The following is a 23419-nucleotide window of genomic DNA, read 5'->3' as shown; positions in this document are numbered from 1 at the left end:
CCTCAACGTTCGCAGCTGACGGCTGGGGTTCTGAGCGGCAAAGTCATCTTGCAGCAAGGGTAGTAGCCACCCTTGTCCTTGTCGGACTTCCTGTAGAAGCAGAGCCCAACATCGACTGTGTCGCCCGGATAGTGGCCGGTGATGCCGATCGTGTATGGCGTGCCGGGCGCATGCGACATGGGGGAAGTCACCCCGACGCCTGGCGTCCTGGACTGGGCCTTGATCGAATCGCCGCCGAAGCCGGCATGGTCATGGAGATAGAGATCGGCCTCGAGGCCGGAAGGCGTGCAGTAGTACTGGACGTCCTCGACATCGAGACAGGGAGGCAGATTGCCGGGCGGTGGGAAGTCCGGCGGGTAGAAGGGGGGCAGATAGCCGCCCGGGATTTCTTCATAATAGCCGGCGCGACCTTCACAGGGATGCCAGACCGCGACGTCGCCGACATGGCCTTCCACTTCGGGATCTTCGAAATAGCCGTCGAAATCGACGAACCAGGAGCCGAAGGGCGGCACGTTGGCCGGTTTGACCAGCTCCCTGGGCGTGATCTGCACGCCGTGCACGGCCAGCGGCCCGCCGGCGGCGAGCTGCTCGGCGAGCGCCGGATTGTCGCGCAGCTTGTCGCCGGTGTTGACAAGCGTCTGCGTGCAGACCGAGGTGTCGAGATTGCCGTCGGCATCATAGCCATATTGCAGGTCGAGACCGCCGGCCGACTGCCGGTTGCCTTGCGGGAAGCCTACCGCATATTCCTGCGGCACTTCGACCCAGACCGATTCCGTCGCCGGATCGTCCGGATTCTCGCGCCAGTAGCGAATGACCTCGCCCTTGCCGGAATCGGCGAACTGGCTGTAATCATAGCGGTTTTCGACCGGGCCGCGCTGTGCCAGATACATGAAGCCGCTGTTGTCGAAGGCGATGTCGGTGACGGCGTAGTCCTTGTCGGCCTTGACCGTCAGTTCCCAGCGCGGATCGCCGGCGAAGGTGCCGTCGCGGGCAATGCCGACCGACCAGATTTCCGACTTTTCGCCAACCGAATAATAGAGCCGGCCGCCGTGATAGGAGACGCCCCAGACGCGGCGCTCGTCCTGCGTGTAGCCCCAGCTGTCGGGGTCTTCGCTGTCGAAGGCCGCGCCCTGTATGTCCATCACCGAACCGTCGTCTGCGACCGGGGCCAGCCCGTGCGCCGGACGCCCGGCAACGCCATGGTCGAAGCTGTCGATCAACCTGCCTTCGGCGTCGATGCGATGGATCAGGCCGGTGTCGAGGTCGGAAGCGAAGAACTGGCGGTGGATAGGATCGAAGGTGAGATTGCCGATGCCGGGACCGCTGTTGGTGTCGATGTCGGCAAATTTGGAGACCTGGCCGGTGATGCCGTCGATCTTCCAGATGGTGCCCGGCCCGCCGCCGTTTTCAGTGCCGAACTGGCCATCCATGAAGGTGGCGCCGGCCGCGCCGCGGCGCTGCCGCTCCGGCCTTCCATCGCTATCGGCATCCGGGGTGACGATGCGGATGCCGTGCAGCGAGGTGGCGCCGGCATAGAGATTGGGGACGCCCGACGGAACACCGTCGCGCACGCCGTCATCATAGGTGAGGCCGAACACCTGGCCGATCTGTTCGGCCGTCACCTCGAAGGGCGGCGGCGTGGAGACGAGCTGGCCAGCGGCCGGCCCGCCGAGATGCGAGACGTCGAACACGCGCAAGGTGGCGCGGGTGGTGTCGATGAAGGTTTCGTCGACCGGATCGACGCCGGGCGGCAGGCCCTCGTCGAAATTGGGAATGATGGTGCCGGAAAATCCGGTTACCGCCATCGAGCCGGGATAGATGATCTGGGTGTCCTGCGCCCGTGCTGCGTCACCCAGCCAAAGGCCGGCAGTGAGTGCCAGCACAAGCAATCCGCCCGGATGCACGGCGCGGCGCAGGCCGCTGTTGAGAGAAGACACGAATGTGCCGCGGACGCGAGACATGAAGCTACCCCCGTTAGCCACGGGAGAAACATCCGGCGTTACCGCGCAAACCAGGGCAAGGCGCGGTGGTCCGGCACGTTCTTCCCTGATCGAATTGTCTGCTTTCCTCATCTTGACGATACGCCTGCTCTTACGCAGGGTCAACGGAATCAACAGGAAGCCCAGCGCGTCGACCTCGTCCCGAAGGCGGTGGTCGCGCCGAGTTCCTGTTGTTCCCGGAGACCTCAGAGCCTCTGGGTTAATGGTCATGGGGGCTTCCTTTCCGGGCCGCACAATGCGGCACCTGGACATCAGTCGCGGGCTGAGGTGGAAAGGTTCATGGAAGCCTTGCGCAGAATGCTTGCGCGCGATGCTGCCTGTTCTTATATACGCGCCAAGCCGTTCGGCGCCGGAATGCCGGTTGCCGGAACGGAATTTCTTGTGAACAGGGGCTTTCGTCGGAACGCCTGTACGGGTCCTGAGAGCCTGCTTAGCGGAGAGACTAGAAAAATGGCAAAAGTAATCGGTATCGATCTCGGCACCACCAACTCCTGTATCGCCATCATGGATGGCAAAGAGCCGAAGGTGATCGAGAATGCGGAAGGCGCGCGCACGACGCCTTCCATCGTCGCCTTCAGCGGCGACGGCGAACGTCTCGTCGGCCAGCCGGCCAAGCGCCAGGCGGTCACCAATCCTGAAAACACCATCTTCGCGGTCAAGCGCCTGATCGGCCGCCGCTATGACGATCCGGTGACGGAGAAGGACAAGAAGCTTGTCCCCTACAAGATCGTCAAGGGCGACAATGGCGATGCGTGGGTCGAGGCCGGCGACAAGAAGCAGTCGCCCAGCCAGATCTCGGCCATGATCCTGCAGAAGATGAAGGAAACGGCGGAAGCCTATCTCGGCGAGAAGGTCGAGAAGGCGGTCATCACCGTTCCGGCCTATTTCAACGACGCCCAGCGTCAGGCAACCAAGGACGCCGGCAAGATCGCCGGGCTGGAAGTGCTGCGCATCATCAACGAGCCGACCGCGGCCGCGCTCGCCTACGGCCTCGACAAGAAGGATGGCAAGACCATTGCCGTCTATGACCTTGGCGGCGGCACGTTCGACATTTCGGTGCTCGAGATCGGCGACGGCGTGTTCGAGGTGAAGTCGACCAATGGCGATACCTTCCTCGGCGGCGAGGACTTCGACATGCGCCTGGTCGAGTATCTGGCGGCCGAGTTCAAGAAGGAACAGGGCATCGACCTGAAGAACGACAAGCTGGCACTGCAGCGCCTCAAGGAGGCGGCTGAAAAGGCCAAGATCGAGCTGTCGTCGACAACGCAGACCGAGATCAACCTGCCCTTCATCACCGCCGATGCGACCGGGCCGAAGCACCTGACGCTGAAGCTGACGCGCGCCAAGTTCGAGCAGCTGGTCGACGACCTCGTCCAGCGCACCATCGACCCTTGCAAGGCGGCGCTCAAGGATGCCGGCCTGAAGGCTGGCGAAATCGACGAAGTCGTCCTGGTCGGCGGCATGACCCGCATGCCCAAGATCCAGGAGATCGTGAAGCAGTTCTTCGGCAAGGAGCCGCACAAGGGTGTCAACCCGGATGAGGTCGTCGCTCTCGGCGCCGCCATCCAGGCCGGCGTGCTGCAGGGCGACGTCAAGGACGTGCTGTTGCTCGACGTGACGCCGCTGTCGCTCGGCATCGAGACGCTGGGTGGCGTGTTCACGCGGCTGATCGAGCGCAACACGACGATCCCGACCAAGAAGAGCCAGGTGTTCTCGACGGCCGAGGACAGCCAGTCCGCGGTGACCATCCGCGTCTTCCAGGGCGAGCGTGAAATGGCCGCCGACAACAAGGCGCTTGGCCAGTTCGACCTGGTCGGCATCCCGCCGGCGCCGCGCGGCGTGCCACAGATCGAGGTCACCTTCGACATCGACGCCAACGGCATCGTCAACGTTTCGGCGAAGGATAAGGGCACCGGCAAGGAGCACCAGATCCGCATCCAGGCATCGGGTGGCCTTTCGGACGCCGACATCGAGAAGATGGTCAAGGACGCCGAGGCCAACGCCGAGAGCGACAAGAAGCGGCGTGCCGTGGTCGAGGCCCGCAACCAGGCCGAGGCGCTGGTGCATTCTTCCGAGAAGTCGCTGAAGGAATATGGCGACAAGGTCTCGGAAGCCGAACGCACGGCGATCGCCGATGCGATCACGGCGCTGAAGGCCGCGGCCGAAGGCGACGACGCAGCCGATATCGAGGCCAAGTCGCAGGCGCTTGCCGAGGCTTCTATGAAGCTTGGCCAGGCCATGTACGAGGCTTCGCAGAAGGAAGCGGCGGAAGCCGACGCCAAGGCGGATGCCGCCAAGGACAGTGACGTGGTCGATGCCGATTTCGAGGAAATCGACGAGGACGACGACAAGAAGAAGTCGGCCTGAACCGTTTGACGGCAAGATAAAGCGAAAAGCCCGGCGCAGGCCGGGCTTTTTTGCAACCCTGGCGGAAAAAATCGCTGAAAAACACGGGCAGAACCGCGCCGGCCCTAGCATCCGGGCAGCACCGCTCCTAAATCGAGACAACGTGCCGGCAAACGACGCAACATATGCATCAAGACGTTGAACATCCGGACTGCGGGAAAAAATGAAAGCTGATTTCTACGAAACGCTGGGTGTCCAAAAAGGCGCCGACGAGAAGGAGCTCAAGAGCGCTTTCCGCAAGCTCGCCATGCAGTTCCATCCCGACCGCAATCCCGGCGATCATTCCTGCGAGCACAAGTTCAAGGAAATCAACGAAGCCTACGAGACGCTGAAGGACCCGCAGAAGCGGGCGGCCTATGACCGTTTCGGTCACGCGGCCTTCGAGCAGGGTGGCATGAATGGCGGCGCGCAAGGCTTTGGTGCCGGCGGCTTCGCCGACATTTTCGAGGATATTTTCGGCGACATGATGGGCGGGCGCCAGCGCCGCTCGTCGGGCGGCCGCGAGCGCGGCGCCGACCTGCGCTACAATATGGAAATCTCGCTGGAGGAAGCCTACGCGGGAAAGACCGCGCAGATCCGCGTGCCAGCATCGATCTCCTGCTCGGAATGCTCGGGCAGCGGCGCCAAGCCGGGCACCCAGCCTGTCACCTGCTCGATGTGCAACGGCCACGGCAAGGTGCGCGCCACGCAAGGCTTTTTCTCCATCGAGCGCACCTGCCCGCAATGCCAGGGCCGCGGCCAGACCATCAAGGATCCGTGCCCGAAATGCGCTGGTCAGGGCCGCGTCACCGAAGAGCGTTCGCTGTCGGTCAACATCCCTGCCGGCATCGAGGACGGCACCCGCATCCGCCTTGCCAACGAGGGCGAGGCCGGCCTGCGCGGTGGGCCGTCGGGCGACCTCTATATTTTCCTGGCGGTCAAGCCGCACGAATTCTTCCAGCGCGACGGCGCCGATCTCTACTGCAAGGTGCCGATCTCGATGACGACGGCCGCACTTGGCGGCTCCTTCGAGGTGACGACGCTGGATGGCACGCAGACCAAGGTGAAGGTGCCGGAAGGCACCCAGAACGGCCGCCAGTTCCGCCTCAAGGGTAAGGGCATGCCGGTGCTGCGCCAGCCCAATGTCGGCGATCTCTACATCCAGACCGCGGTCGAGACGCCGCAGAACCTCACTCGCCGCCAGCGCGAGCTGCTGGAGGAGTTCGAACAGCTCTCCTCGCAGGACAATTCGCCCCAATCGAGTGGCTTTTTCACCCGCATGAAGGATTTCTTCGAATCCTTCGGCGAGCGCTGATGGGAATTCTAGGCAAGCCGCGTGATTTCGTGAAATGCGTCGCATCTTGAGACGCGACGAAACTTATCTTATCCGCGACATGCGTCTGACCGCGCCTTGCCTTGCGCCGCTCAGATGTTAAGTAATTTGGGGGGAATGCTGAGGAGAGCTTGCATGACACGTCCCGGACTGCGCAAGGCGCTTGCCGAAAAGTTCGACGACGAGCTCAAATTCTTCAAGGGCTGGATCGACAAGCCGAAGACGGTCGGCTCGATCGTGCCGACCAGCTCGATCACCGCCCGCAAGATGGCCTCGATCGTCAATCCGAAATCCGGCCTGCCGGTGCTTGAGGTCGGTCCCGGCACCGGCGTCATCACCCGCGCTATCCTGGCCCTCGGGGTGCGGCCCGAAAATCTCTACGCTGTCGAATATTCCACCGACTTTGTCCGCCACCTGCGGCAACTCTATCCCGGCGTTAACGTCATCGAGGGCGATGCCTTCAACCTCAACGCCACGCTTGGCGAAAAGAGCGGGATGATCTTCGATTCCGTGGTTTCCGGCGTGCCGCTGCTCAATTTTCCGGTGGCCCAGCGCATCGCCTATATCGAAAGCCTGCTCGACCGCATCCCGCCCGGACGGCCGATCGTGCAGCTGACCTACGGGCCGATGTCGCCGATCCCGGCCGGCCGTGGCGACTACACGGTCAAGCATTTCGATTTCATCTTCCGCAACATCCCGCCGACGCAGCTGTGGATCTACCGGCGCGAGGCGCATTAGGGCGACCTGAATTTCGACTTTGATTTTTGGGCAGGTGCGTTGATTTGAGCGGCCTCTGGCTGTACCTGTCCGGGAACAAGGTTGGCCAATGGCAGTGATCCCGAAAATCCTCGTCTTCGCCGGCTCGGTGCGCAGTGGCGCCTACAGCGGCAAGACCGCCGACGTGGCGCAAAAGGAGCTCGCCATGCAAGGCGCCGAGGTGACCCGCATCTCGCTCGCCGACTATCCCCTTCCGATCCTCGACGAGGATCTGGAAAAGGAAAAGGGCGTTCCCGTGAATGCCCTGAAACTTGGCCGTCTGGTCATCGCCCATGATGGGCTGCTGATCGCCACGCCCGAATATAACGGCTCGATCCCGCCGCTGCTCAAGAACACGATCGACTGGGTGAGCCGGGTGCGCCGTGATGGCGGCCGGACGGTCAGGCCGCTGGCCGGCAAGGTGGCTGGCCTATGCTCGTCCTCCAACGGGCACTTTGCCGGGATCCGCTGCATCAACCATCTGCGCGCCGTGCTGGTGCGTTGCCAGATGGAGGTGGTGACGCCGGAATGCTCGGTGCCGGAAGGCGGCAGCGCCTTCGACGAGGGCGGCAATTTCCGCGACGAAAGACTTTACAAATCGATGGAGCACCTATGCCGCACGCTGATCGAAACCTCGCGCATGCTGTCGACCCGGATCGAGGCGTGATCGCCGAAACCATGCGGTCAGAATCCATCCAGGCCCCATCGATAAAGGCCAAATCCATGCAGGAAAGACTGATCGTCGGCCTCGACGTACCGACCGTGCAGGAGGCCGAACAGGCGGTGCGCGAACTCGACGGCGTCGTCTCCTTCTACAAGATCGGCTATCAGCTGGCGTTTGCCGGCGGGCTCGACTTTGCCAGGGAACTGGCCCGCGGCGGAACAAAGATCTTCCTCGACATGAAGCTGCTCGACATCGACCACACGGTGGCCAGGGGCGTCGAGAACATCGTCAAGATGGGCGTGACCATGCTGACCATCCACGCCTATCCAAAGGCGATGGCGGCGGCGGTGGAGGCGGCCAGGGGTAGCGGCCTTTGCCTGCTGGCGGTCAGCGTGCTGACCTCGATGGACGAGCAGGACATGATCGACGTCGGCTATGAATACGACCCGCACACGCTGGTGCTGCGGCGTTCGGAACAGGCGCTGCATGCCGGCATGGGCGGCATCGTCTGCTCGGCCGCGGAAGCGGAAGCGGTGCGCCGCATCGTCGGGCCCGACATGGCAGTGGTGACGCCCGGCATCCGGCCGGCGGGTAGCGACCATGGCGACCAGAAGCGCGTGGTGACGCCGGCACAGGCGATCCGCAACGGCGCCAGCCATCTCGTCGTTGGCCGGCCGATTGTTGCGTCGGCCAACAGACGAGAAGCGGCCGAAGCGATCATCGCCGAAATGCGCTCAGCGTAAACAACAGGGAGAAGAAGAATGCCCAAGGGATACTGGATCGCCCGCGTCGATGTGCGCGATGCCGAAGGCTACAAGGAGTATGTCGCCGCCTCGAAACTGGCCTTCGACCGCTTCGGCGCGAAATTCCTGGCGCGCGGCGGTGCGCATGAGCTGGCCGAGGGTGTCGGACGCGCACGCAACGTCATCATCGAGTTCGAATCGCTCGCCATGGCGCACGATTGCTACCACTCGCCGGAATACCAGCGCGCGGTCGCCATCCGCCAGAAGGTCGCCGATGGCGAGATCGTGCTCGTCGAAGGTATCTGAAGCGATCGATCAGAGTCCGGCGGCGCGTCAGCGAAGTCCTGACGGTCCCCTTCCCTTAGCTCCGTCCCGCTAAGCCGAGCACTCCGATCAGCTGGTGCTTGAAGGCCAGGGCAGTTTCACTATGCCCTGGCCGACAACCGGGCGGAGCCGTTCGACAACGACCGCCACATGGCCGGCGCACGGCCCATGCAACAATTGATCGCCGAGCCAGAGTCGCTTTCGCCCGAGGTGAAGCGACCGGGCTGGTTGCCAGTTGACATGCAGGTATTTACCTGCATATTACACCTCGAAAGCAACGAGTGAGGCTGATGGACGCTGACAAGGTTTTCAAGGCGCTGGGCGACCCGACACGCAGAAGGCTGCTTGACCTTCTTTGCGAGAAGAACGGGCAGACGCTCAGTCAGCTTTGCGAAAACCTGGACATGGCAAGGCAATCCGCCACCCAGCACATCGACCTGCTGGAAGCGGCGAACCTGGTGAGCACGGTCAAGCGCGGCCGGGAAAAACTGCATTTTATCAACCCCGTGCCGCTGCACGAAGTCTACGAGCGGTGGGTGCGGAAATTCGAACGGCAGCGGCTCAGCCTGTTGCACGATCTGAAGCAAGAACTCGAAGGAGAGGACCAATGACCCGAGAGACAACCAGCTTTGTCTACGTGACCTACATCAAATCGACGCCGCAAAAAGTTTTCGAGGCCATAACCAGGCCTGACATTGCGAAACGCTACTGGGGCCACGAGAACGTCTCCGACTGGAAGCTGGGATCGAGATGGGAGCATATCCGCGCCAATGACGAGCGGACTGTCGAACTCGTCGGCAAGGTCGTCGAGATCTCGCCGCCGACCCGGCTCGTCATCACCTGGGCGAACGCTTCGCAGGCCAACGATCCCACGCAATACAGCCGGGTGACGTTCGGCATCGAGGAATACGACACCATGGTGCGGCTGACCGTCACCCATGACGAACTCGAAGCCGGCAGCGGCATGGCGAAAGGCGTCAGCCAAGGGTGGCCGGCGGTGCTGTCCAGCATGAAATCCTTCCTCGAAACCGGCAGCGGCATCGACCTTTTCGCCAAGCCGAAATCGGCCTGATGCCCTGCGATATCATACAGAACCAGGCCAGTGGAGAACGACAATGACCAAGCGCTATATCGGCGGCTGTGCGTGCGGCGCGATCCGCTATGAAACCAGCGGCGAGCCCATCTTCCAGAACCACTGCCAGTGTCTCGACTGCCAGAAGCGTGCAGGCACCGGCCACGGATCCTATCTGACCTTCGGCCGGCGCGCCGACATGAAAATTGCAGGCGAGGCGACCACCTGGCGTGTGAGAGGCGACAGCGGCAACGAAAAGGTCCACGCCTTCTGCCCGACCTGTGGAACGCCGGTCTACCTGACATTCGTCGCCATGCCGGACCTGATTGCGATCAACGCGACCAGCCTTGACGACCCCGGCCAATTCGACCCGCAGGTGGTCACATACGCCATCCGCGGCCATGCATGGGACACGATCGATCCCACGTTGCAGAAATTCGAGCGAATGCCGGGATAGCGGTTTCGCCTCGGGCTGTCATGTCATGTCGGGCGCTCGTCGCGGGCGCTTGCGCCTGTTGGCAGCGCCCCGAGCATTTCCGGATGCGCCGCCGCGCGTTCAAAAATGGTGGTTTTGGCCGAGTAGCCGGCTGGCAGCGGTTTCGGCCATGGCGTCGGCAAGCTCGAGATCCCATTGCTGGCGGCAGTAGGCGCGGAAATCGAAGCAAGGCAGGCCGGGGCAGACCTCGAACTCGATGAGGTGAACCGTGTCGTCGGCCTCGACGCGAAGGTCGATGGAAAACACATCGCGCAGGCCAAGCCCGCTCATCAGCCGCTCGGCGATCGCGCGAACCCTGGCATCGGCGATCGGCTGGCTGTCGGCGACCGCAACGAGCTCCGGTTCGGCATAGTGTCCAGCCGCCTTCGCCGCCTCGCCGGTGTCACCGTAAAGCGCCAGGCTGTCCGCCATGGTCTGAAAATCGGCGCCTGAATCGACAAACGCCACGCCAAGCGCTTCGACCCCGGCGCCCGGCACCAGGCCGAGGAAACTGGCGCGCACGTTGCGGCCGGCAACGTAGGGCTGGACAACGACATCGTCGCGATAGGCCGCAAACACACGCCGGCTAAGCTCCAGTGCGTGGCCGAGATCGCTGATGCGCGAATCCGCCCATATGCCGATCTTGGCGCCTAGCCGGTTGGGCTTGACGAACCAGCCGGCGGCCGACGCCGGCGGCTCAACCAGCCATTTGCCGTCGCGCGCAAGACCGGCCTGCGGCACCGGCAGACCGAGCGCGCCAAGCACCGCGCCGGAACGGAACTTGTCCTGGCAGAGCGCAAACAGCGCATCGTCGGCGCCGATCGTCTTGAGCCCGCCGAGCCTCGCCAAGGCGGGTGCGGCGCTGCCACGGAAATAGGCAATGCCGTCGGTCAGCGTCCAGACCAGCGTCGTGCCGGGATGCTCGCCGGCGAGCACGCCCGCGGCATCGTCCAGCTCCACCGGCGTGAACGACAGGCCGCGCGCCTGGCAAACGGCGGCAAGCGCATCGAATTCATGGGCGAGATCAGTCGACTGCGCCAGATATGAGGCGATTTCGGCGGCACGCTCCGGTGCATGGCCCTCGGCGACGAGACGGTCGTGGCAGGCTTTTTCCGGCTCGTGGACGAGGATCAGTCTTGGCTTTTGGCTCGTCATGGATTTGCATTGTTTTCCAGCGATGGCGTCGCCTACCATCGCATGGGAAGCGCAATCGGCTGCCGCGAAACCGACCGGGTCGGACGGTTGCGTGACAACCAACCGCCGACCGCGTTCAATCAGGCGATCAGCACGCGCGGCTCGAAACGGCCGTTGACCTTGATGTCGAGCAGGAAGGTCATGCCCGCCTGCGGATCGAGCTTACGCTGCTTCTCGTCCTTGCCCTTCCAGGCGGACGTCACCGCCAGCCGATCGGCATTCTTGCCGACAAAGGCCGGACAGGATGGCTGTGTCACCGGCATGGCGACGGACCGCAGCAGCGTGCCGTCAGGAGCATAAGCCTTGACCACTTTGCCGCCCCAGACGGCGTTCCACAGCACGCCGTCACGATCGACCACCGAGCCGTCGACATAACCCTTGGACGAGCGGTGATCGACGAAAACTTTCGGCTCGCCGGTGGGCAGGCCGGTCGCCGGGTCGCAGTCCACGCGCATCAACAATCCGGTCGAGGTGTCGGTGTAATAGGCGAGCCCGCCATCTTGCGAAAAGCATATCGAGTTGGAGACCGTGATGTCCGAAAAGAGCCGGTGCAGTTCGCCCTTGAAAAACCAGTAGATGGAGCCAGCGCCCTTTTGCTCCATCTTGCCCATCGTTCCGGTCCATAGGGCGCCACAGGGATGGACGCGGGAATCGTTGGAGCGGGTGGCGGGATTGTCGGCCTCGATCGGCGTGTGCAGTGTGATGGTGCCGGTCGCGACATCGCGGACATGAAGCCCGGTCTCGGTGGCGATCAGCTGGCGCTGGTCGTCGATAATGGCGATGGCGCTTGCCATCTGGCCAAGCTCGTGGATTTTCAGCGCGCCGCCGGCCACCGGCTTTTCCAGAAGCTGGCCGTTGACGATGTCGAACCAGAACAGCGCATCGGTGACTGGATCGTAGCTTGGCCCTTCGCCGAGCTGGCAGATGTGGTCGGAAAAAACCGAAACGATCGCTTCGCTCATCATGCTTCTCCGAACACCGCATCCCAGGCCTCGACGGCGGCATGCGCGCGCGCAGCCACCTCGTCGACGCTCATGCCAGGCTTGAACAGGCTGGAGCCGAGACCAAACACCGTCACGCCGACGGCCTTGTAGCCGGCAAAATCCTTTTCCGAAACGCCGCCAACCGCGCCGACCAATGTCTGCGCCGGCAGCACCGCACGGATCGCTGAAATGCCGCTGGCGCCAAGCACGCTCGCCGGAAAGAACTTCAACGCCGAAGCGCCGAGCCGGATCGCCTGGAAGGCTTCGGTGGGCGTGAACACGCCGGGCATGGTGACCATGCCGTAGTGCATCGCACGCGCCATCACTTCGGCATCGATGTTGGGGCTGACCAGTAGCCGCCCGCCAGCCTTGTGCAAGCCATCGACATCGGCTGGCGTCAGCACCGTGCCGGCGCCGACCAGTGCCGTTTTCGGCAGCACTTCGACAATCCGGGCGATCGACGAAAACGGCTCCGGCGAGTTGAGCGGCACTTCGATCGCCTCGATGCCCGCGTCGAACAGCGCCTGGCCGATCGCGATCGCTTCGACCGGCTTGAGCCCGCGCAGGATGGCGACCAGGCCGCGCTTGAGCTTTGGGAAAGGTGCGGTCTGGCTCATCGGGCTGCTCCGGTTCTGGCGATCATGCCGTTCTCGCGTGCCGCTTCGATGAGCCCGGCACGCACAGCCTCGTCGGCATCGACGGTGCGGACCTCAAGTCCGGCAAGGCCGAGTGCGGCCTGGTAAAGCGCTGAAAGCGCACCGGACGCCACCAGCACGACAGGTTCGGCGCCGGCGCCATGGCGGCGGCTGGCCGAGGCTATCTCGCCACCGATCAAAAGGCCGGACAGGCAAGCGGCGGCATCATCGGCCTTTAGATCCTGCAGCAGGCCCGCGGCACGGATGGAAAACAACCTCGAGGTGACATCGCCGGCCTCGGCCAGTGCGGTTTCGCACCAACTGCGGAAGAATGGATTGCTAGGGGTGACCGGCTTGGGATGTTCGCCGAGCGAATGGCGCAGGATCGAGTGCGCGGCAAGCACCGAAAACAGCTCGCCGGTCGGCCAAGTCCCGAAACCGGCAACCGCGCCGTCCTCGATCAGCACCCATTTCGAATGAGTGCCGGGCATGCAGACCAGTTGGCGCCCTTTGACCGGCAGGCCGGCGCCGGCAAGCTGCGTTTCCTCGCCGCGCATCACGTCGGGCGCATCGATCTGGCGCTGGGCGAGGCCCGGCACGATGCGGACATCGCGGTGCTGGCCCGGTACCCTCGCCGCACCCGCCAGGATGGCGCTGAGCGGCGCCGGAACGGTGACATAGGGCGCCTCGAGCCAGCCCTGGCGAGAGCCGGCCATGCCGCAGATGATGACGGGCAGCGCTTCCGGCGCAGCCATGGCTGCGAGGTGCCCTTCGAGAATGGCCGAAAAGCCCTTTTGCTGGGCGGTGATCAGACCATCATCGCCACGGCGTTCGGAAAGGACCTTGCCGCCCTTGTCGATCAGCCAAACCCGCATGCGGGTCGTGCCCCAGTCGACGACGGCTACCGCCGGCGCGTTGCCGGCAAACCCTGGGCTCACAGGAAACCTCCATCGACGATCAGCATCTGCGCGGTCAGCATGCGCGAGGCATCCGAGGCGAGGAACACCACCGTGCCGACGATGTCGTCGGGCTGCATCACCTGCTTGATACACTGCTTGGCGACATGGGCGGCAAGCGCCTGTTCGGTCACCCAGAGCTCCTTCTGCCGCTCGGTGATCACCCAGCCGGGTGCAATGGCGTTGACGCGGATGCCGTCGACGCCAAGCTTGCCGGCCAGCCCCTTGGTCAGGCCGAGGATGCCGGCCTTGGCGGCGGTGTAGGCCGGCATGTCGGGGTGGTTGATCAGGTAGGACGTCGAAGTGAAGTTGATGATCGAGCCGCCGCCGGCCCGCTTCATGCCCGGCGCCACCGCTTGCGCGGTGAAGAAATGCGGCCTGAGATTGATCGCCTGGTTGTTGTCCCAGAATTCCACCGTCACGTCTTCGACGGCGTGGCGCTCGTCAAGCGCCGCATTGTTGACCAGCACGGTGACATCGCCATGCGCGTCGGCCGCCCTGGCTGCCGAGGTCCGCAAGGCCTCGACGTCGCGCAGGTCGGTCTTGAGATACAGCGGCCGGCGGCCGAAAGATTTCTCGATGCGGTCGGCAAGGACAGTGCTGGGGCCGTCGGCGATGTCGATGAAGGCGACATTGGCGCCCTGGCGCACAAAACCCTCGGTCAGTGCCGCGCCAATTCCGGAGCCGCCGCCGGTGATCAGCACCGAGGCCCCCTCGAGGTCGGCAAAATGCGCCGATGGCATCATATTTTTTTCTCCCTGCGCATGACCCCGACAGTATCCTTTGCGCGTCCTGAAGGACGCGCGGCGCTGTTGTCAGGCCGGCGCGCATCCTAGCCAGACATGTCGTGCGGGCAAGGGCGAAACGACGGATTGCGGGCTTATGTCAGACAAAATGACAATGCGCCGCAGCGGACGCACAGCTGCCCCACTGGGATTGCGGGGCCGCTTCGAGCTAGCCGGTCAGATCGCGTTGGCGCGCAAGGCGCCGCGGAAGGAATCGCGGAGGTAGCCAAGCGTGGCATCGGCATCGACCGGTTTGCCGAACAGATAGCCCTGCCCGCCGGCGCAGCCGAACTGGACGAGGCGGTCGGCCTGCGCCTCCTGCTCGATGCCTTCGGCGACCACGTCCATGCCGAGCCCCTCGCACATGGCGAGAATGGCACGGATGATGTGTTCGGACGGGCGGTCGTCGAGAATGGAAGAGACGAAGGCGCGGTCGATCTTGAGCTTGTCGAAATGGAATTCGCGCAGGCGGCCGAGCGAAGACTGGCCGGTGCCGAAATCGTCGAGCGAAACGCGGATGCCGACGCGGCGCAGATCCTCGACGATCTTCTCGGCCGAGGCCGGATCGTTCATCAGGCCGGTCTCGGTGATCTCTATCTCCAACCGGCGCGGATCGAAGCCGGTGCGCTCAAGTATCGCCAGAATGTGCAGGCCGGTGTTCTGGTCGACGAGCTGCGAGGGCGACAGGTTGAACGACAGGAACAGCTCCTTCGGCCAACTTCTGGCCGCTTCGGTCGCCTTGCTCAGCACCAGCTGCGACAGCGGGCCGATGATGCCGCGCTCCTCGGCAATGGGAATGAACACCGTTGGCGGCACCGAGCCAAGATCGCGATCGGTCCAGCGCGCCAGCGTCTCGAAACCGATGGTGCGGCGCGTGTTGAGATCGACGATGGGCTGGAAATGCGGCTCCACCTCGCCGGCCGAGACAGCGCGGCGCAGCGCCTGTTCGATGCGAGTGACGCGCTTGGCCGCCTCTTCCATCTCGCGGGTGTAGACGACGACGCGGCCACGGCCGGAACGCTTGGCGTGGTAGAGCGCCGTCTCTGCCTTGTTGATGAGGATCTCGGTGGTCTCGTCGCCCGAATAGAACAGCGAGCAGCCGACTGAGGCCGAAAGCCTGGCGGTGCGTTCACCGACATCATAGGGCGCCGAAAGAATCTCGATCAGCATGCGGGATTTCTCGGCCGCCGCCTCCTCGCTGAACACCATCGGGTAAAGATAGGCGAATTCGTCGGCGCCGATGCGGCAGACGGTGGAATGGCCGTCCATCGAGGCGCGCAGCCGCATCGCGACCTGGATCAGGATATCGTCCCCGGCCTTGTGGCCGAACAAATCGTTGATCGGCTTGAAGCCGTCGAGGTCGAGAATGCCGACGGTAAACGGAGCCGGGTCGTCGGCACGGTCGCTGATCAGGCGATCGACCTTGTCGAAGAAGCGGCGATGGTTGCCAAGCCCGGTCAACGGATCGGTGAACGCCAGATCCGTGCTCTCCCTGTTTGCCTGACCGGTGCCAAACGAAGTTTGCATCGGTATCCCTGTTTTGTGACTTCGGAATTTAGCTTCAGATTGGCAGCAAACCCTTTAGGAAACGTATCCCCAAATCGATTATTCGCGGGTAAAGCGCGTCGCCTTCGGAGGGATCGACGCGAGGTGCGTACAGCCCTTGCTTCAGGCCAATTTTCAGCCCCTGGGCCGGACACGGTAGAGTTCTAGCGAGGCGCCCTTGGTGTCGGCGATCGGCTCCAGCCATTCCGGCACGTTGCCGCGCATCAGCCCGGCAAGGAAACCGTTCGGCGCGGTGGAGGCCAGAAGCTGGCTTTCCGAGTTGCCGCGGCACAGCGCGACAAGGCCGACGTGATGATCGCCGACGATCGACCTAGCTTGCGCATCGGAACCGAGGAACGCGTCGAGCGCAAGCAAGTCTCCCGCGACGTTGCGGTGGTAGGGTCCGGCGAACACGCGATGCCCCGAGTACACCAGGATCGGCGATCCGATATTGGAGACGGCAAGCACGGTGGTATCGGGCAACCTGCCGAGTGTGGCGAACGTAGCCTTGGCCTGGCAAGACGGGTCTACGCTCGCGCCGACACTGGCGTCGCTGGTGATTTTTGCACCGGTTGCGAGCGCCGCCGACGCCGCCTGGGCGGCGCCTGACCAGAGCGAGTTCACCGAGAGGAGCCAAGCCGCTGCCATCCGCAGCACCGAGCCGCGCGACGGGCTGGTTTCGGCCCGCCGCCGCCATTTGGCGATCCAGGCCGACAGCGGGATCACCGCGAAGACAATCGAGAATGTCGAGCCGCGCACTTGCCAGACGCTGACCAGGAACGCCACGACCAGCAGCGTGGCGACGAGGCTGTCCTGGCGCCGCCAGCCGCCACGACGTAGGCGCAACGCCATCAGCACGAGCGCCACCAGCGGCGTGGCATAGCGCGCCGCCAGCTCGGCGGGATTGTGGGCGGCGAGTTGGAACAGCGACTGCGCCTCGTCGACATGATCGAGCCACAACGTCTTCAGGCGCGGATCGAGCCCGGCATAGGGCGAGGCCAGACATTGCGGAAACAGCAAAAGGAGGACCGCGCCGAGCGCAACGCCGAGCGCGGCAAGCGACAGCCGACGCTGCCCGCGCCCGGCCGCTTCGAGCGAGGCGATCGCCGCAAGGCCGGTTCCGGCAAGGGCCGCGACGACGAACTGCATCGTCGAGAAAGCGTCGCATTGCGCCTGGCCCCACGCCGACAGCGGGACGGTGGCGACGAAGACAAGCGCCGCGACGACGGCAAAGCCAAGGCCGAAATCCCTCGCGATCAGTCTTTCGCCTGATGCGTCAAAGGCGAACAGCGTCGACACGCAGACGCCGATGGCGGCGACGTAGGGAGCGGTTTCCATGCCGACGGCCAGGGTCAGCGCGGCGCACAGGCCGGCAAGCAACGCCGCAGGACGGCGCATGGGCGCTTCGAGCAGGAAACTCAGGCTGGCGACGGTCAGCATCAGCTGGATATTGTGATGGTCGAGAGCTGCCGGCTCGAAGATGCCAATGAAATACAGCGCTGCCGCGCCGACGATGACGGCGGGCAGCACCGCGCCATCGCCGGCAAAGCTGCGCGCGGCGCGAATGATGAAGACCATGGTCAGGCCGAAAAGCAGCGCCGGCCAGGCCACCTGCGCAACGTTCTCGGCCAGCAAGGCGTTGCCGGTCAGGCTCGATGCGGCGAGCACGATGGCGGCGATCGGCGCATCGACCAGCCGCGACCAATGCATGACGAAGCCGCCTTCCAGGCCCATCCGGTATTGATGCAGGTCGAACCAACCCTGGCCGGCCAAGAGGTCGCGCACTTCGACCAGCCGCAGCAGATCGTCATTGTCGCCGCCGGCATTGTTCAGCGCCGGGAATCCGGCCCAGGCGTTGACGACAAGGAAGCCGAGCGTGGCAAGCAGCGCGGGCATGAGGTCCGCTCGCCAGGAGGCGCGTGCCCCGTCTTTGGAAAGCATCGCGGTATGAGCGGTGGTCATGGAGTGGGCTTTCAGCCTGTGTCTGTCGGCGCACGCTAGCGCCGGCCGCTTCACAAAGCGTAAAGCGGCGCGATTTTGCGCCACTTTTGGGCGCCATGCATCAATCGCGCGCCGGAAACACCCACAGCGACGACAGAATGTAGCTGACCGTGCTTGCGGCAACCGTCATCAGCGCCGACATGGCAAGCGCCGACATGCCGAAACGGGTGACCGCCAGATGCGACACCAGGCCCGAAAACAAGGCGCATCCGACCTGTAGCGCGAGATAGCGCGGCATGGCGCTGGCATGGTCGTGCTGGCCGCCGAATGTCCAGCCGCGCTGCGCGCTATAGGCGACAACGAAGGTGATCGCATAGGCGACGACACTGCCAATGAAGGGCGAAAAGCCCAGCGACACCAGGAGCCACGACAGGACGAAAAGCAGCAATGCGGCGCCGACGCCGACCGTCAGGAACCGGAACAGGCGCGTCCGCACAAAGACCGGCAATGCCTCGCTCATGCGTCGCGCGCCGGCCGTTGGTTAGCCGGCGATTCACTGGCCGGCAACTCATTGGCCGGCAGTTCACTCGATTGACCGGCCCGGCCGGACTTCAGCCGCTTGACCGGTATTTCCAAGACTCCGAGCAGGAAGGCCGAGAAGAAGACCTGGAATGAAATGACGATCAAGCTCAGGCCCAGCACGACGATGCGTGGGATCTCGGAATCGTTCAGCGGGCCGAAGCCGAGATGCGCCCAGCGAGCCACGGCATAGCCGAAGAACAGCACGCCGCCGGCAAAGCAGATGCCGGCATTGGCGGCGAGCCGATCGGTGCTGATGGTCCTGGTCAGCCAGTCGGAACGGCGGCTTGGCGGCAGGATGCCGGTTATCTCGGCATAGTATCGCGAAATGGCACCGAAGGTGATGAGCTGGACGCCGGTGACGACCATGAAACAGGCGGCGACGAAGGTGTTGAGGTCGAGCGACAGATTGTCGATCACGCGCAGCGGCCCAAACACCAGCAGCGCCGCGAACAACAGGCCAAGGCCGGCGAGCACCGTGCCCGGGATGAAGAACATCCAGCGCGGGTTGTAGACCAGCAGGAACTTCAGGTGCCGCCAGCCATCGCGCCAGGTCCTGAGATGCGGCGGCCGGCTGCGGCCGTCGGGCTTGAGCGTGGTCGGCACTTCCTCGATGCGCAGGCCGGCAAGGGCGCCGCGCACCACCATCTCGCTGGCGAATTCCATGCCGGTCGTCTGCAGGTCGAGCTTCCTGATGCTATCGGCGTTGAAGCCGCGCAGGCCGCAGTGGAAATCGCCGGTCTTGATGCGGAAGAACAGGCGGCCGACAAAGCTGAGCACCGGATTGCCGAGGTAGCGGTGCAGCGGCGGCATGGCGCCGGCCTCGATGCCGCCCTGGAAGCGATTGCCCATGACCAGGTCGGCGCCGTCGCGCAGCCGCGCGACGAAGGCTTCCAGCGCGCCGAAATCATAACTGTCGTCGGCATCGCCCATAATGATGAAACGGCCCTTAGCGGCGGAGATGCCGCCTAAAAGGGCTGCGCCATAGCCTTTCTGGGCCACCGGGACGACACGGGCGCCACCTTCCGCGGCAATCGCCTGCGAATCGTCGGTGCTGCCATTGTCCGCGATCAGCACCTCGCCGGAGATGCCCGCTTTGTCGAGGAAGGCCTTCGCCTTGCCGATGCAGACGGCGAGCGTCTCGGCCTCGTTGAGGCACGGCATGAGAATGGTGAGTTCGAGCTGTTTGGTTGCGGAGGCGCGGATGGCGGTGACGGCGTTCATTGGTCGTTGTTCCATCGAGTGCCCGGCGCTGCGTCAATTCGGCCGGGCGCATTCGGGCTTACCGTTGCACGGCAAGGCTTAAGAAAGCGATGACGCGCAGCCTCGCCTTGTCTCCAATCGGAAGGCAGGGCGGGCTTGCGGTTGTCTGATGCCAATCTTCAAAATGTCGCGATTGGCAGACGGGCAGTGAGCCTGTACAGGCAAGACAGTAGCCCATCCGAGCCGCCGGAGACCTGCCATGAAGCTGAAAATCGCCGTCCAGATGGACCACATCTCCACCGTATCGATCGCCGGGGACACATCCTTCGCGCTGTCGCTGGAAGCGCAGCGGCGCGGTCATCAGCTGTTCCACTACACGCCCGACCGGCTATCGCTGCGCGAGGGCAAGGTATTTGCCCGCATCGAGGAGATGCAGGTGCGCGACGAGAAGGGCAACCATTATTCGCTGGGCGAAAAGGTGCGCACCGATCTGGAGGAAATGGATGTCGTCCTGCTGCGCCAGGATCCGCCTTTCGACATGAACTACATTACTACCACGCATATCCTCGAACGCATCCACCCGAAGACGCTGGTGGTCAACGACCCGGCCTGGGTGCGCAACAGCCCGGAAAAGATCTTCGTCACCGAGTTTCCCGACCTGATGCCGGACACGCTGATCACCAAGGATCCGCTTGAAGTCGCCGCCTTCCGCAAGGAGTTCGGCGACATCATCATCAAGCCGCTCTACGGCAATGGCGGAGCCGGCATCTTCCACATGCTGGAGGCCGACCGCAACCTTGCCTCGCTGCTCGAAATGTTCGGCCAGATGTTCCGCGAGCCCTATATCGTGCAGCGCTATTTGAAGGATGTGCGCAAGGGCGACAAGCGTATCATCCTGATCGACGGCGAGCCGGTCGGCGCCATCAACCGGGTACCGGCCGAGCACGATTCCCGTTCCAACATGCATGTCGGCGGCCGTGCCGAAAAGACCGAGCTGACGACGCGCGAGCGCGAAATCTGCGCCCGCATCGGGCCGGCGCTGAAATCGCGCGGCTTCATCCTCGTCGGCATCGACGTCATCGGCGACTACATGACTGAGATCAACGTAACGTCGCCAACCGGCGTGCGCGAAGTCAGGCGCTTTGGCGGCGCCGACATCGCCAGCCTGTTCTGGGACGCGGTCGAGGACAAGCGGAAGTAAGCCGTTTTCATTTTGTCTTAACCATGTTCCGCTTTTTCAACCGGGCACAACCCGGCCGCGACCGGCGGGGCTGGGTATTCCTGCAATGTTCCTGATTTGATCGATTCGATGTATGGCCCAGTGCGGATCGACACCGGCGATGGGCTTTCTTCCCACCCACTGACCTTGCTGTTTCCCGTTAGTTGCGCGACAGTTAATCACCCAAGCTTCCGATCGAAGCCGACTCATGAACGGTGCGTGCTTGCCGGTAGCTTCTTCGGCTTGCGTAAAGCAACCGCATGTTCTTGTAATGTTCTTGCCTAACTCCGAAATCTGTGGTTGTCTTGTCCGATCTCACTCGCGCCTTGATCGCCAAGGCATAAGCGAACCACTATCCGGGGGCATAAAATGGTGGCGCGGGTTCGCACGGTCGCTTTCCAGGGCATCGAGGCCGTGCCGGTCGACGTGCAGGTGATGATCGCGCCTGGCAAGGTCAACATGCACATCGTCGGCCTGGCCGACAAGGCGGTAGCCGAAAGCCGCGAGCGGGTGCAGGCGGCCCTGCATGCCTCGGGCCTGTCGATGCCGTCGAAGAAGGTCACCGTCAATCTGGCCCCGGCGGACCTGCCCAAGGAGGGCAGCCATTACTTTGGCACAGGCCGCTGATTTGCGGGCTTTTTGAAGCCGCGCGGATTCCCACTCACCAGATGCTCACCATGAAAAAGCCCGCCACCAGGGAAGAGGCAGCGGGCGCTAGTTCGGGAGGAGTGCCGGGTGTCCCCTATGCCCGCGAAACAACGGTACGCCTCGCCTAGCTGGATAATAAGCTCGCGCCGGTTGAAGCCCTGCATATTCAAGCTGCGTGACTTTTTTGCCACAAGATTGGTGCCAGCGGTTAATGCTTATCGCCGTTTGGATTTGGTGCCGGAGCCTCTCGCACATCGCGCGGTGGCGGATCGATATGCTTAGGCTCTGGTGACGCTTCCTTGTCTAGACGACGGACAGGTGTCTGCTTCGGGTCGGGCTGCTTCGGTGGCCGATCTTTGATTTTGTTTTGCATATCCACTTCCTCCCATCCCTGAAACCGGATCGCCGCTCTCTTTGTTCCCAAAGCGCCCTTAAAAAGCCCGACACCGTGAGGCAGCGACATCACGAGTTCGCGATCCTCCGGATGAGTGGTGGTCCCAAAAGCTAGTTCGCCGGGTGCTCCCAAGATCCGAGCGCCCTACCGAAACGCTTTGGGAGAACAGCCATGAAACATCCCTTCATTCCGACAATGCTGGGCTTGCTCGTAGCCTCCGCCGGCACGGCTTTAGCTGGCAATGTCCACACCGTAACCGGGTCGCCAGGCCAGCCCAGCCAAGCGATTGGAACCACTGCAACAGGAAGTGCTACCCCTGGCCACGCCGCTGTCGCTCCGGGCTCAGCCTTCAACCCCGACTGTAATGCGGGGACACACTACGCGGGCGAGCAACCGCAGAACTCAAACAATCCGAAGAGTGTATCTCAATACGACGTGGCCGGATTCCAGCAGTCCCATAACCATTGAGAGTGACGGCCCGGTCGGGCAAACACAGGCCCGCTGCCGTGGGCGGCGGGCCTCAAGTGTCCGAAGGGCATTTGTTCAGATCGTCTTGCTAGCCAACCGAGCAATGTCATCCATGATGCAATTGAAGTCCTGGCCGTCAAATTCCCACGTGCGATGCACTCGCTCCTTCGCCGCGAGATCGGCCAGCGTCTTTGCAGGGTAGCGAAGCAGCGCGTTAGCTGCGTTCCCCGTGCGGTGGGTCTGTTTGGAGTATTCTCGATCGAGCCTGCCATAGCCTGTCTTGCGCCGGGCGGCAGCATCGGCCTTGTTATAGGCGCGCATGGCCTCTGTATGTTCGACGCTGGCGCGGCTCGGCGGCAGCTCTGCGAGATCAGCGACAGCCGTCCGCCGAATCCGTTCGACTTCCTCCGCTGTCATTTCGCCCATGACAGGTCGCCGGCCCTTGATGTCAAAATAGCGTTGCTCTGCTGCGTTTAGCGCCGGCTCTAAGGCGCGAAGCTTTTTCCACTCGGCATGAAAAGCAGCTTCGAGGATTGCCACCTGCGACGGGACTGGCGGAGCCGCCTTCCTGACGAATGGATCGTGTTTCCTCTCCAGGTAGACGGAGTTCAAAACGCCTTCCTCATCACTCTGGACAGGGACAGCCTGCCCAAGCCAGGCGCCCGTTATCGTGGGGTCGATTGCCTTGGCCGCATCCCTGAACTGGGCGGCCAATTGAAGGAGTTGCTCCGCAACCCCCAGGTCACCAACCGGCTCTTCTCCAGCCAATACACCTACCACTGAGCCGCCGCAGATGGATGCGGTCAGAGCGGCAGTGCTGGTAACAAGATGGCGACGGTTGACATGCTGGTTCATGATTGAACTCCCTACTTCGATTGTGACCGGCCTTGCTTGCTCATTGATGGTCGCTGAGTCGCGGCGGTTGAACGAGCCGAAGAGCCGGCGAAGTTGGGGAAATCCTGGCGAGATGGTCATCATGGTTTCTTCCTCGTTAATGGGTGTGACGGCGAGAGCGGTTCTGTGGTTGACTTTGGGCATGCCTTCGGCGGCAGCCCGAACAGCGGTGTTCGGCATGTGGTACCTTCTGGACATTTCTAGTTATAGAAACCTGTTTACT

Annotated in this window: 21 protein-coding genes and 1 pseudogene; 11 read left to right on the top strand and 11 right to left on the bottom strand. The window is 63.3% G+C overall.

Features of this window, described 5'->3' with window-relative positions; all coding sequences use genetic code 11:
• Positions 1–2: 2 nt before the first annotated feature.
• Complete coding sequence (locus AC1DYW_RS01890) at positions 3–1961, bottom strand: hypothetical protein (protein ID WP_477224926.1); 1959 nt, start codon at positions 1959–1961, stop codon at positions 3–5.
• Between the two features lie 489 nt (positions 1962–2450).
• Between AC1DYW_RS01890 and dnaK the strand changes: the two genes are divergently transcribed.
• The 9 genes from dnaK to AC1DYW_RS01845 all read left to right on the top strand — a co-directional run bounded on the left by dnaK (position 2451) and on the right by AC1DYW_RS01845 (position 9734).
• Positions 2451–4367, top strand: coding sequence for a molecular chaperone DnaK (dnaK, locus tag AC1DYW_RS01885; protein WP_095083681.1), 1917 nt, complete (start codon positions 2451–2453; stop codon positions 4365–4367).
• Between the two features lie 202 nt (positions 4368–4569).
• Entirely contained in the window at positions 4570–5700 is a 1131-nt protein-coding gene (gene dnaJ / locus AC1DYW_RS01880) for a molecular chaperone DnaJ (RefSeq protein ID WP_184872869.1), read from the top strand.
• A gap of 153 nt (positions 5701–5853) precedes the next feature.
• Positions 5854–6456, top strand: a complete 603-nt coding sequence (gene pmtA, locus AC1DYW_RS01875) for a phospholipid N-methyltransferase PmtA (protein ID WP_477224925.1) — start codon at positions 5854–5856, stop codon at positions 6454–6456.
• Between the two features lie 88 nt (positions 6457–6544).
• Positions 6545–7141 carry an NADPH-dependent FMN reductase gene (locus tag AC1DYW_RS01870; protein WP_477224924.1) on the top strand — a complete coding sequence of 199 codons (597 nt, stop codon included), beginning with the start codon at positions 6545–6547 and terminating at the stop codon, positions 7139–7141.
• Positions 7142–7167: 26 nt separating this feature from the next.
• The gene (gene pyrF, locus AC1DYW_RS01865) at positions 7168–7881 is read left to right on the top strand and encodes an orotidine-5'-phosphate decarboxylase (protein ID WP_477225553.1); all 714 of its coding nucleotides are present in this window, start codon (positions 7168–7170) and stop codon (positions 7879–7881) included.
• Between the two features lie 18 nt (positions 7882–7899).
• A complete protein-coding gene (locus AC1DYW_RS01860; RefSeq protein WP_457150881.1) occupies positions 7900–8187 on the top strand; it encodes a DUF1330 domain-containing protein in 288 nt (95 codons plus the stop codon).
• A gap of 308 nt (positions 8188–8495) precedes the next feature.
• On the top strand, positions 8496–8816 hold the full coding sequence (locus AC1DYW_RS01855; RefSeq protein WP_095084355.1) for an ArsR/SmtB family transcription factor: 321 nt from the start codon (positions 8496–8498) through the stop codon (positions 8814–8816).
• Positions 8813–9277 carry an SRPBCC family protein gene (locus AC1DYW_RS01850; RefSeq protein WP_477224923.1) on the top strand — a complete coding sequence of 155 codons (465 nt, stop codon included), beginning with the start codon at positions 8813–8815 and terminating at the stop codon, positions 9275–9277. The genes AC1DYW_RS01855 and AC1DYW_RS01850 overlap by 4 nt, the downstream gene beginning before the upstream one ends.
• Positions 9278–9320: 43 nt before the next feature.
• Positions 9321–9734 carry a GFA family protein gene (locus tag AC1DYW_RS01845; RefSeq protein ID WP_477224922.1) on the top strand — a complete coding sequence of 138 codons (414 nt, stop codon included), beginning with the start codon at positions 9321–9323 and terminating at the stop codon, positions 9732–9734.
• Between the two features lie 99 nt (positions 9735–9833).
• Here the strand turns inward: AC1DYW_RS01845 and AC1DYW_RS01840 are convergent, their stop codons facing one another.
• The 9 genes from AC1DYW_RS01840 to AC1DYW_RS01800 form a co-directional block, all read right to left on the bottom strand.
• On the bottom strand, positions 9834–10907 hold the full coding sequence (locus AC1DYW_RS01840) for a D-alanine--D-alanine ligase family protein (protein WP_477224921.1): 1074 nt from the start codon (positions 10905–10907) through the stop codon (positions 9834–9836).
• Between the two features lie 119 nt (positions 10908–11026).
• Entirely contained in the window at positions 11027–11908 is an 882-nt protein-coding gene (locus tag AC1DYW_RS01835) for an SMP-30/gluconolactonase/LRE family protein (protein ID WP_477224920.1), read from the bottom strand.
• Positions 11908–12546 (bottom strand): 2-dehydro-3-deoxy-6-phosphogalactonate aldolase, encoded by a 639-nt coding sequence (locus AC1DYW_RS01830; protein WP_477224919.1) that lies wholly within the window; start codon positions 12544–12546, stop codon positions 11908–11910. The genes AC1DYW_RS01835 and AC1DYW_RS01830 overlap by 1 nt, the downstream gene beginning before the upstream one ends.
• A complete protein-coding gene (locus tag AC1DYW_RS01825) occupies positions 12543–13502 on the bottom strand; it encodes a 2-dehydro-3-deoxygalactonokinase (RefSeq protein ID WP_477224918.1) in 960 nt (319 codons plus the stop codon). Before AC1DYW_RS01825 ends, AC1DYW_RS01830 begins: the two co-directional genes overlap by 4 nt.
• Positions 13499–14266 carry an SDR family NAD(P)-dependent oxidoreductase gene (locus tag AC1DYW_RS01820; protein WP_477224917.1) on the bottom strand — a complete coding sequence of 256 codons (768 nt, stop codon included), beginning with the start codon at positions 14264–14266 and terminating at the stop codon, positions 13499–13501. The genes AC1DYW_RS01825 and AC1DYW_RS01820 overlap by 4 nt, the downstream gene beginning before the upstream one ends.
• A gap of 216 nt (positions 14267–14482) precedes the next feature.
• Positions 14483–15832: a putative bifunctional diguanylate cyclase/phosphodiesterase gene (locus AC1DYW_RS01815; protein ID WP_477224916.1), complete on the bottom strand. Its 1350-nt coding sequence runs from the start codon at positions 15830–15832 to the stop codon at positions 14483–14485.
• A 153-nt stretch (positions 15833–15985) separates the two neighbouring features.
• Positions 15986–17746, bottom strand: a complete 1761-nt coding sequence (locus AC1DYW_RS01810) for a GtrA family protein (RefSeq protein WP_477224915.1) — start codon at positions 17744–17746, stop codon at positions 15986–15988.
• Between the two features lie 166 nt (positions 17747–17912).
• On the bottom strand, positions 17913–18311 hold the full coding sequence (locus AC1DYW_RS01805) for a GtrA family protein (RefSeq protein WP_477224914.1): 399 nt from the start codon (positions 18309–18311) through the stop codon (positions 17913–17915).
• Positions 18308–19594: a glycosyltransferase family 2 protein gene (locus tag AC1DYW_RS01800; protein ID WP_477224913.1), complete on the bottom strand. Its 1287-nt coding sequence runs from the start codon at positions 19592–19594 to the stop codon at positions 18308–18310. The genes AC1DYW_RS01805 and AC1DYW_RS01800 overlap by 4 nt, the downstream gene beginning before the upstream one ends.
• A 238-nt stretch (positions 19595–19832) precedes the next feature.
• On the opposite strand from AC1DYW_RS01800, the gene gshB reads away from it, so the two are divergent.
• Both gshB and AC1DYW_RS01790 read left to right on the top strand, forming a co-directional pair.
• Complete coding sequence (gshB, locus tag AC1DYW_RS01795; protein ID WP_457150892.1) at positions 19833–20774, top strand: glutathione synthase; 942 nt, start codon at positions 19833–19835, stop codon at positions 20772–20774.
• A gap of 387 nt (positions 20775–21161) precedes the next feature.
• Positions 21162–21401: pseudogene (locus AC1DYW_RS01790) on the top strand (magnesium chelatase domain-containing protein); the annotation flags it as partial.
• Between the two features lie 976 nt (positions 21402–22377).
• Here the strand turns inward: AC1DYW_RS01790 and AC1DYW_RS01785 are convergent.
• Entirely contained in the window at positions 22378–23376 is a 999-nt protein-coding gene (locus AC1DYW_RS01785) for a pseudouridine synthase family protein (RefSeq protein WP_477224912.1), read from the bottom strand.
• Positions 23377–23419 lie beyond the last annotated feature (43 nt).

The sequence above is a fragment of the Mesorhizobium sp. P2_D5 genome (assembly GCF_056404355.1).
This window is presented reverse-complemented; position numbering and strand designations above follow the sequence as displayed.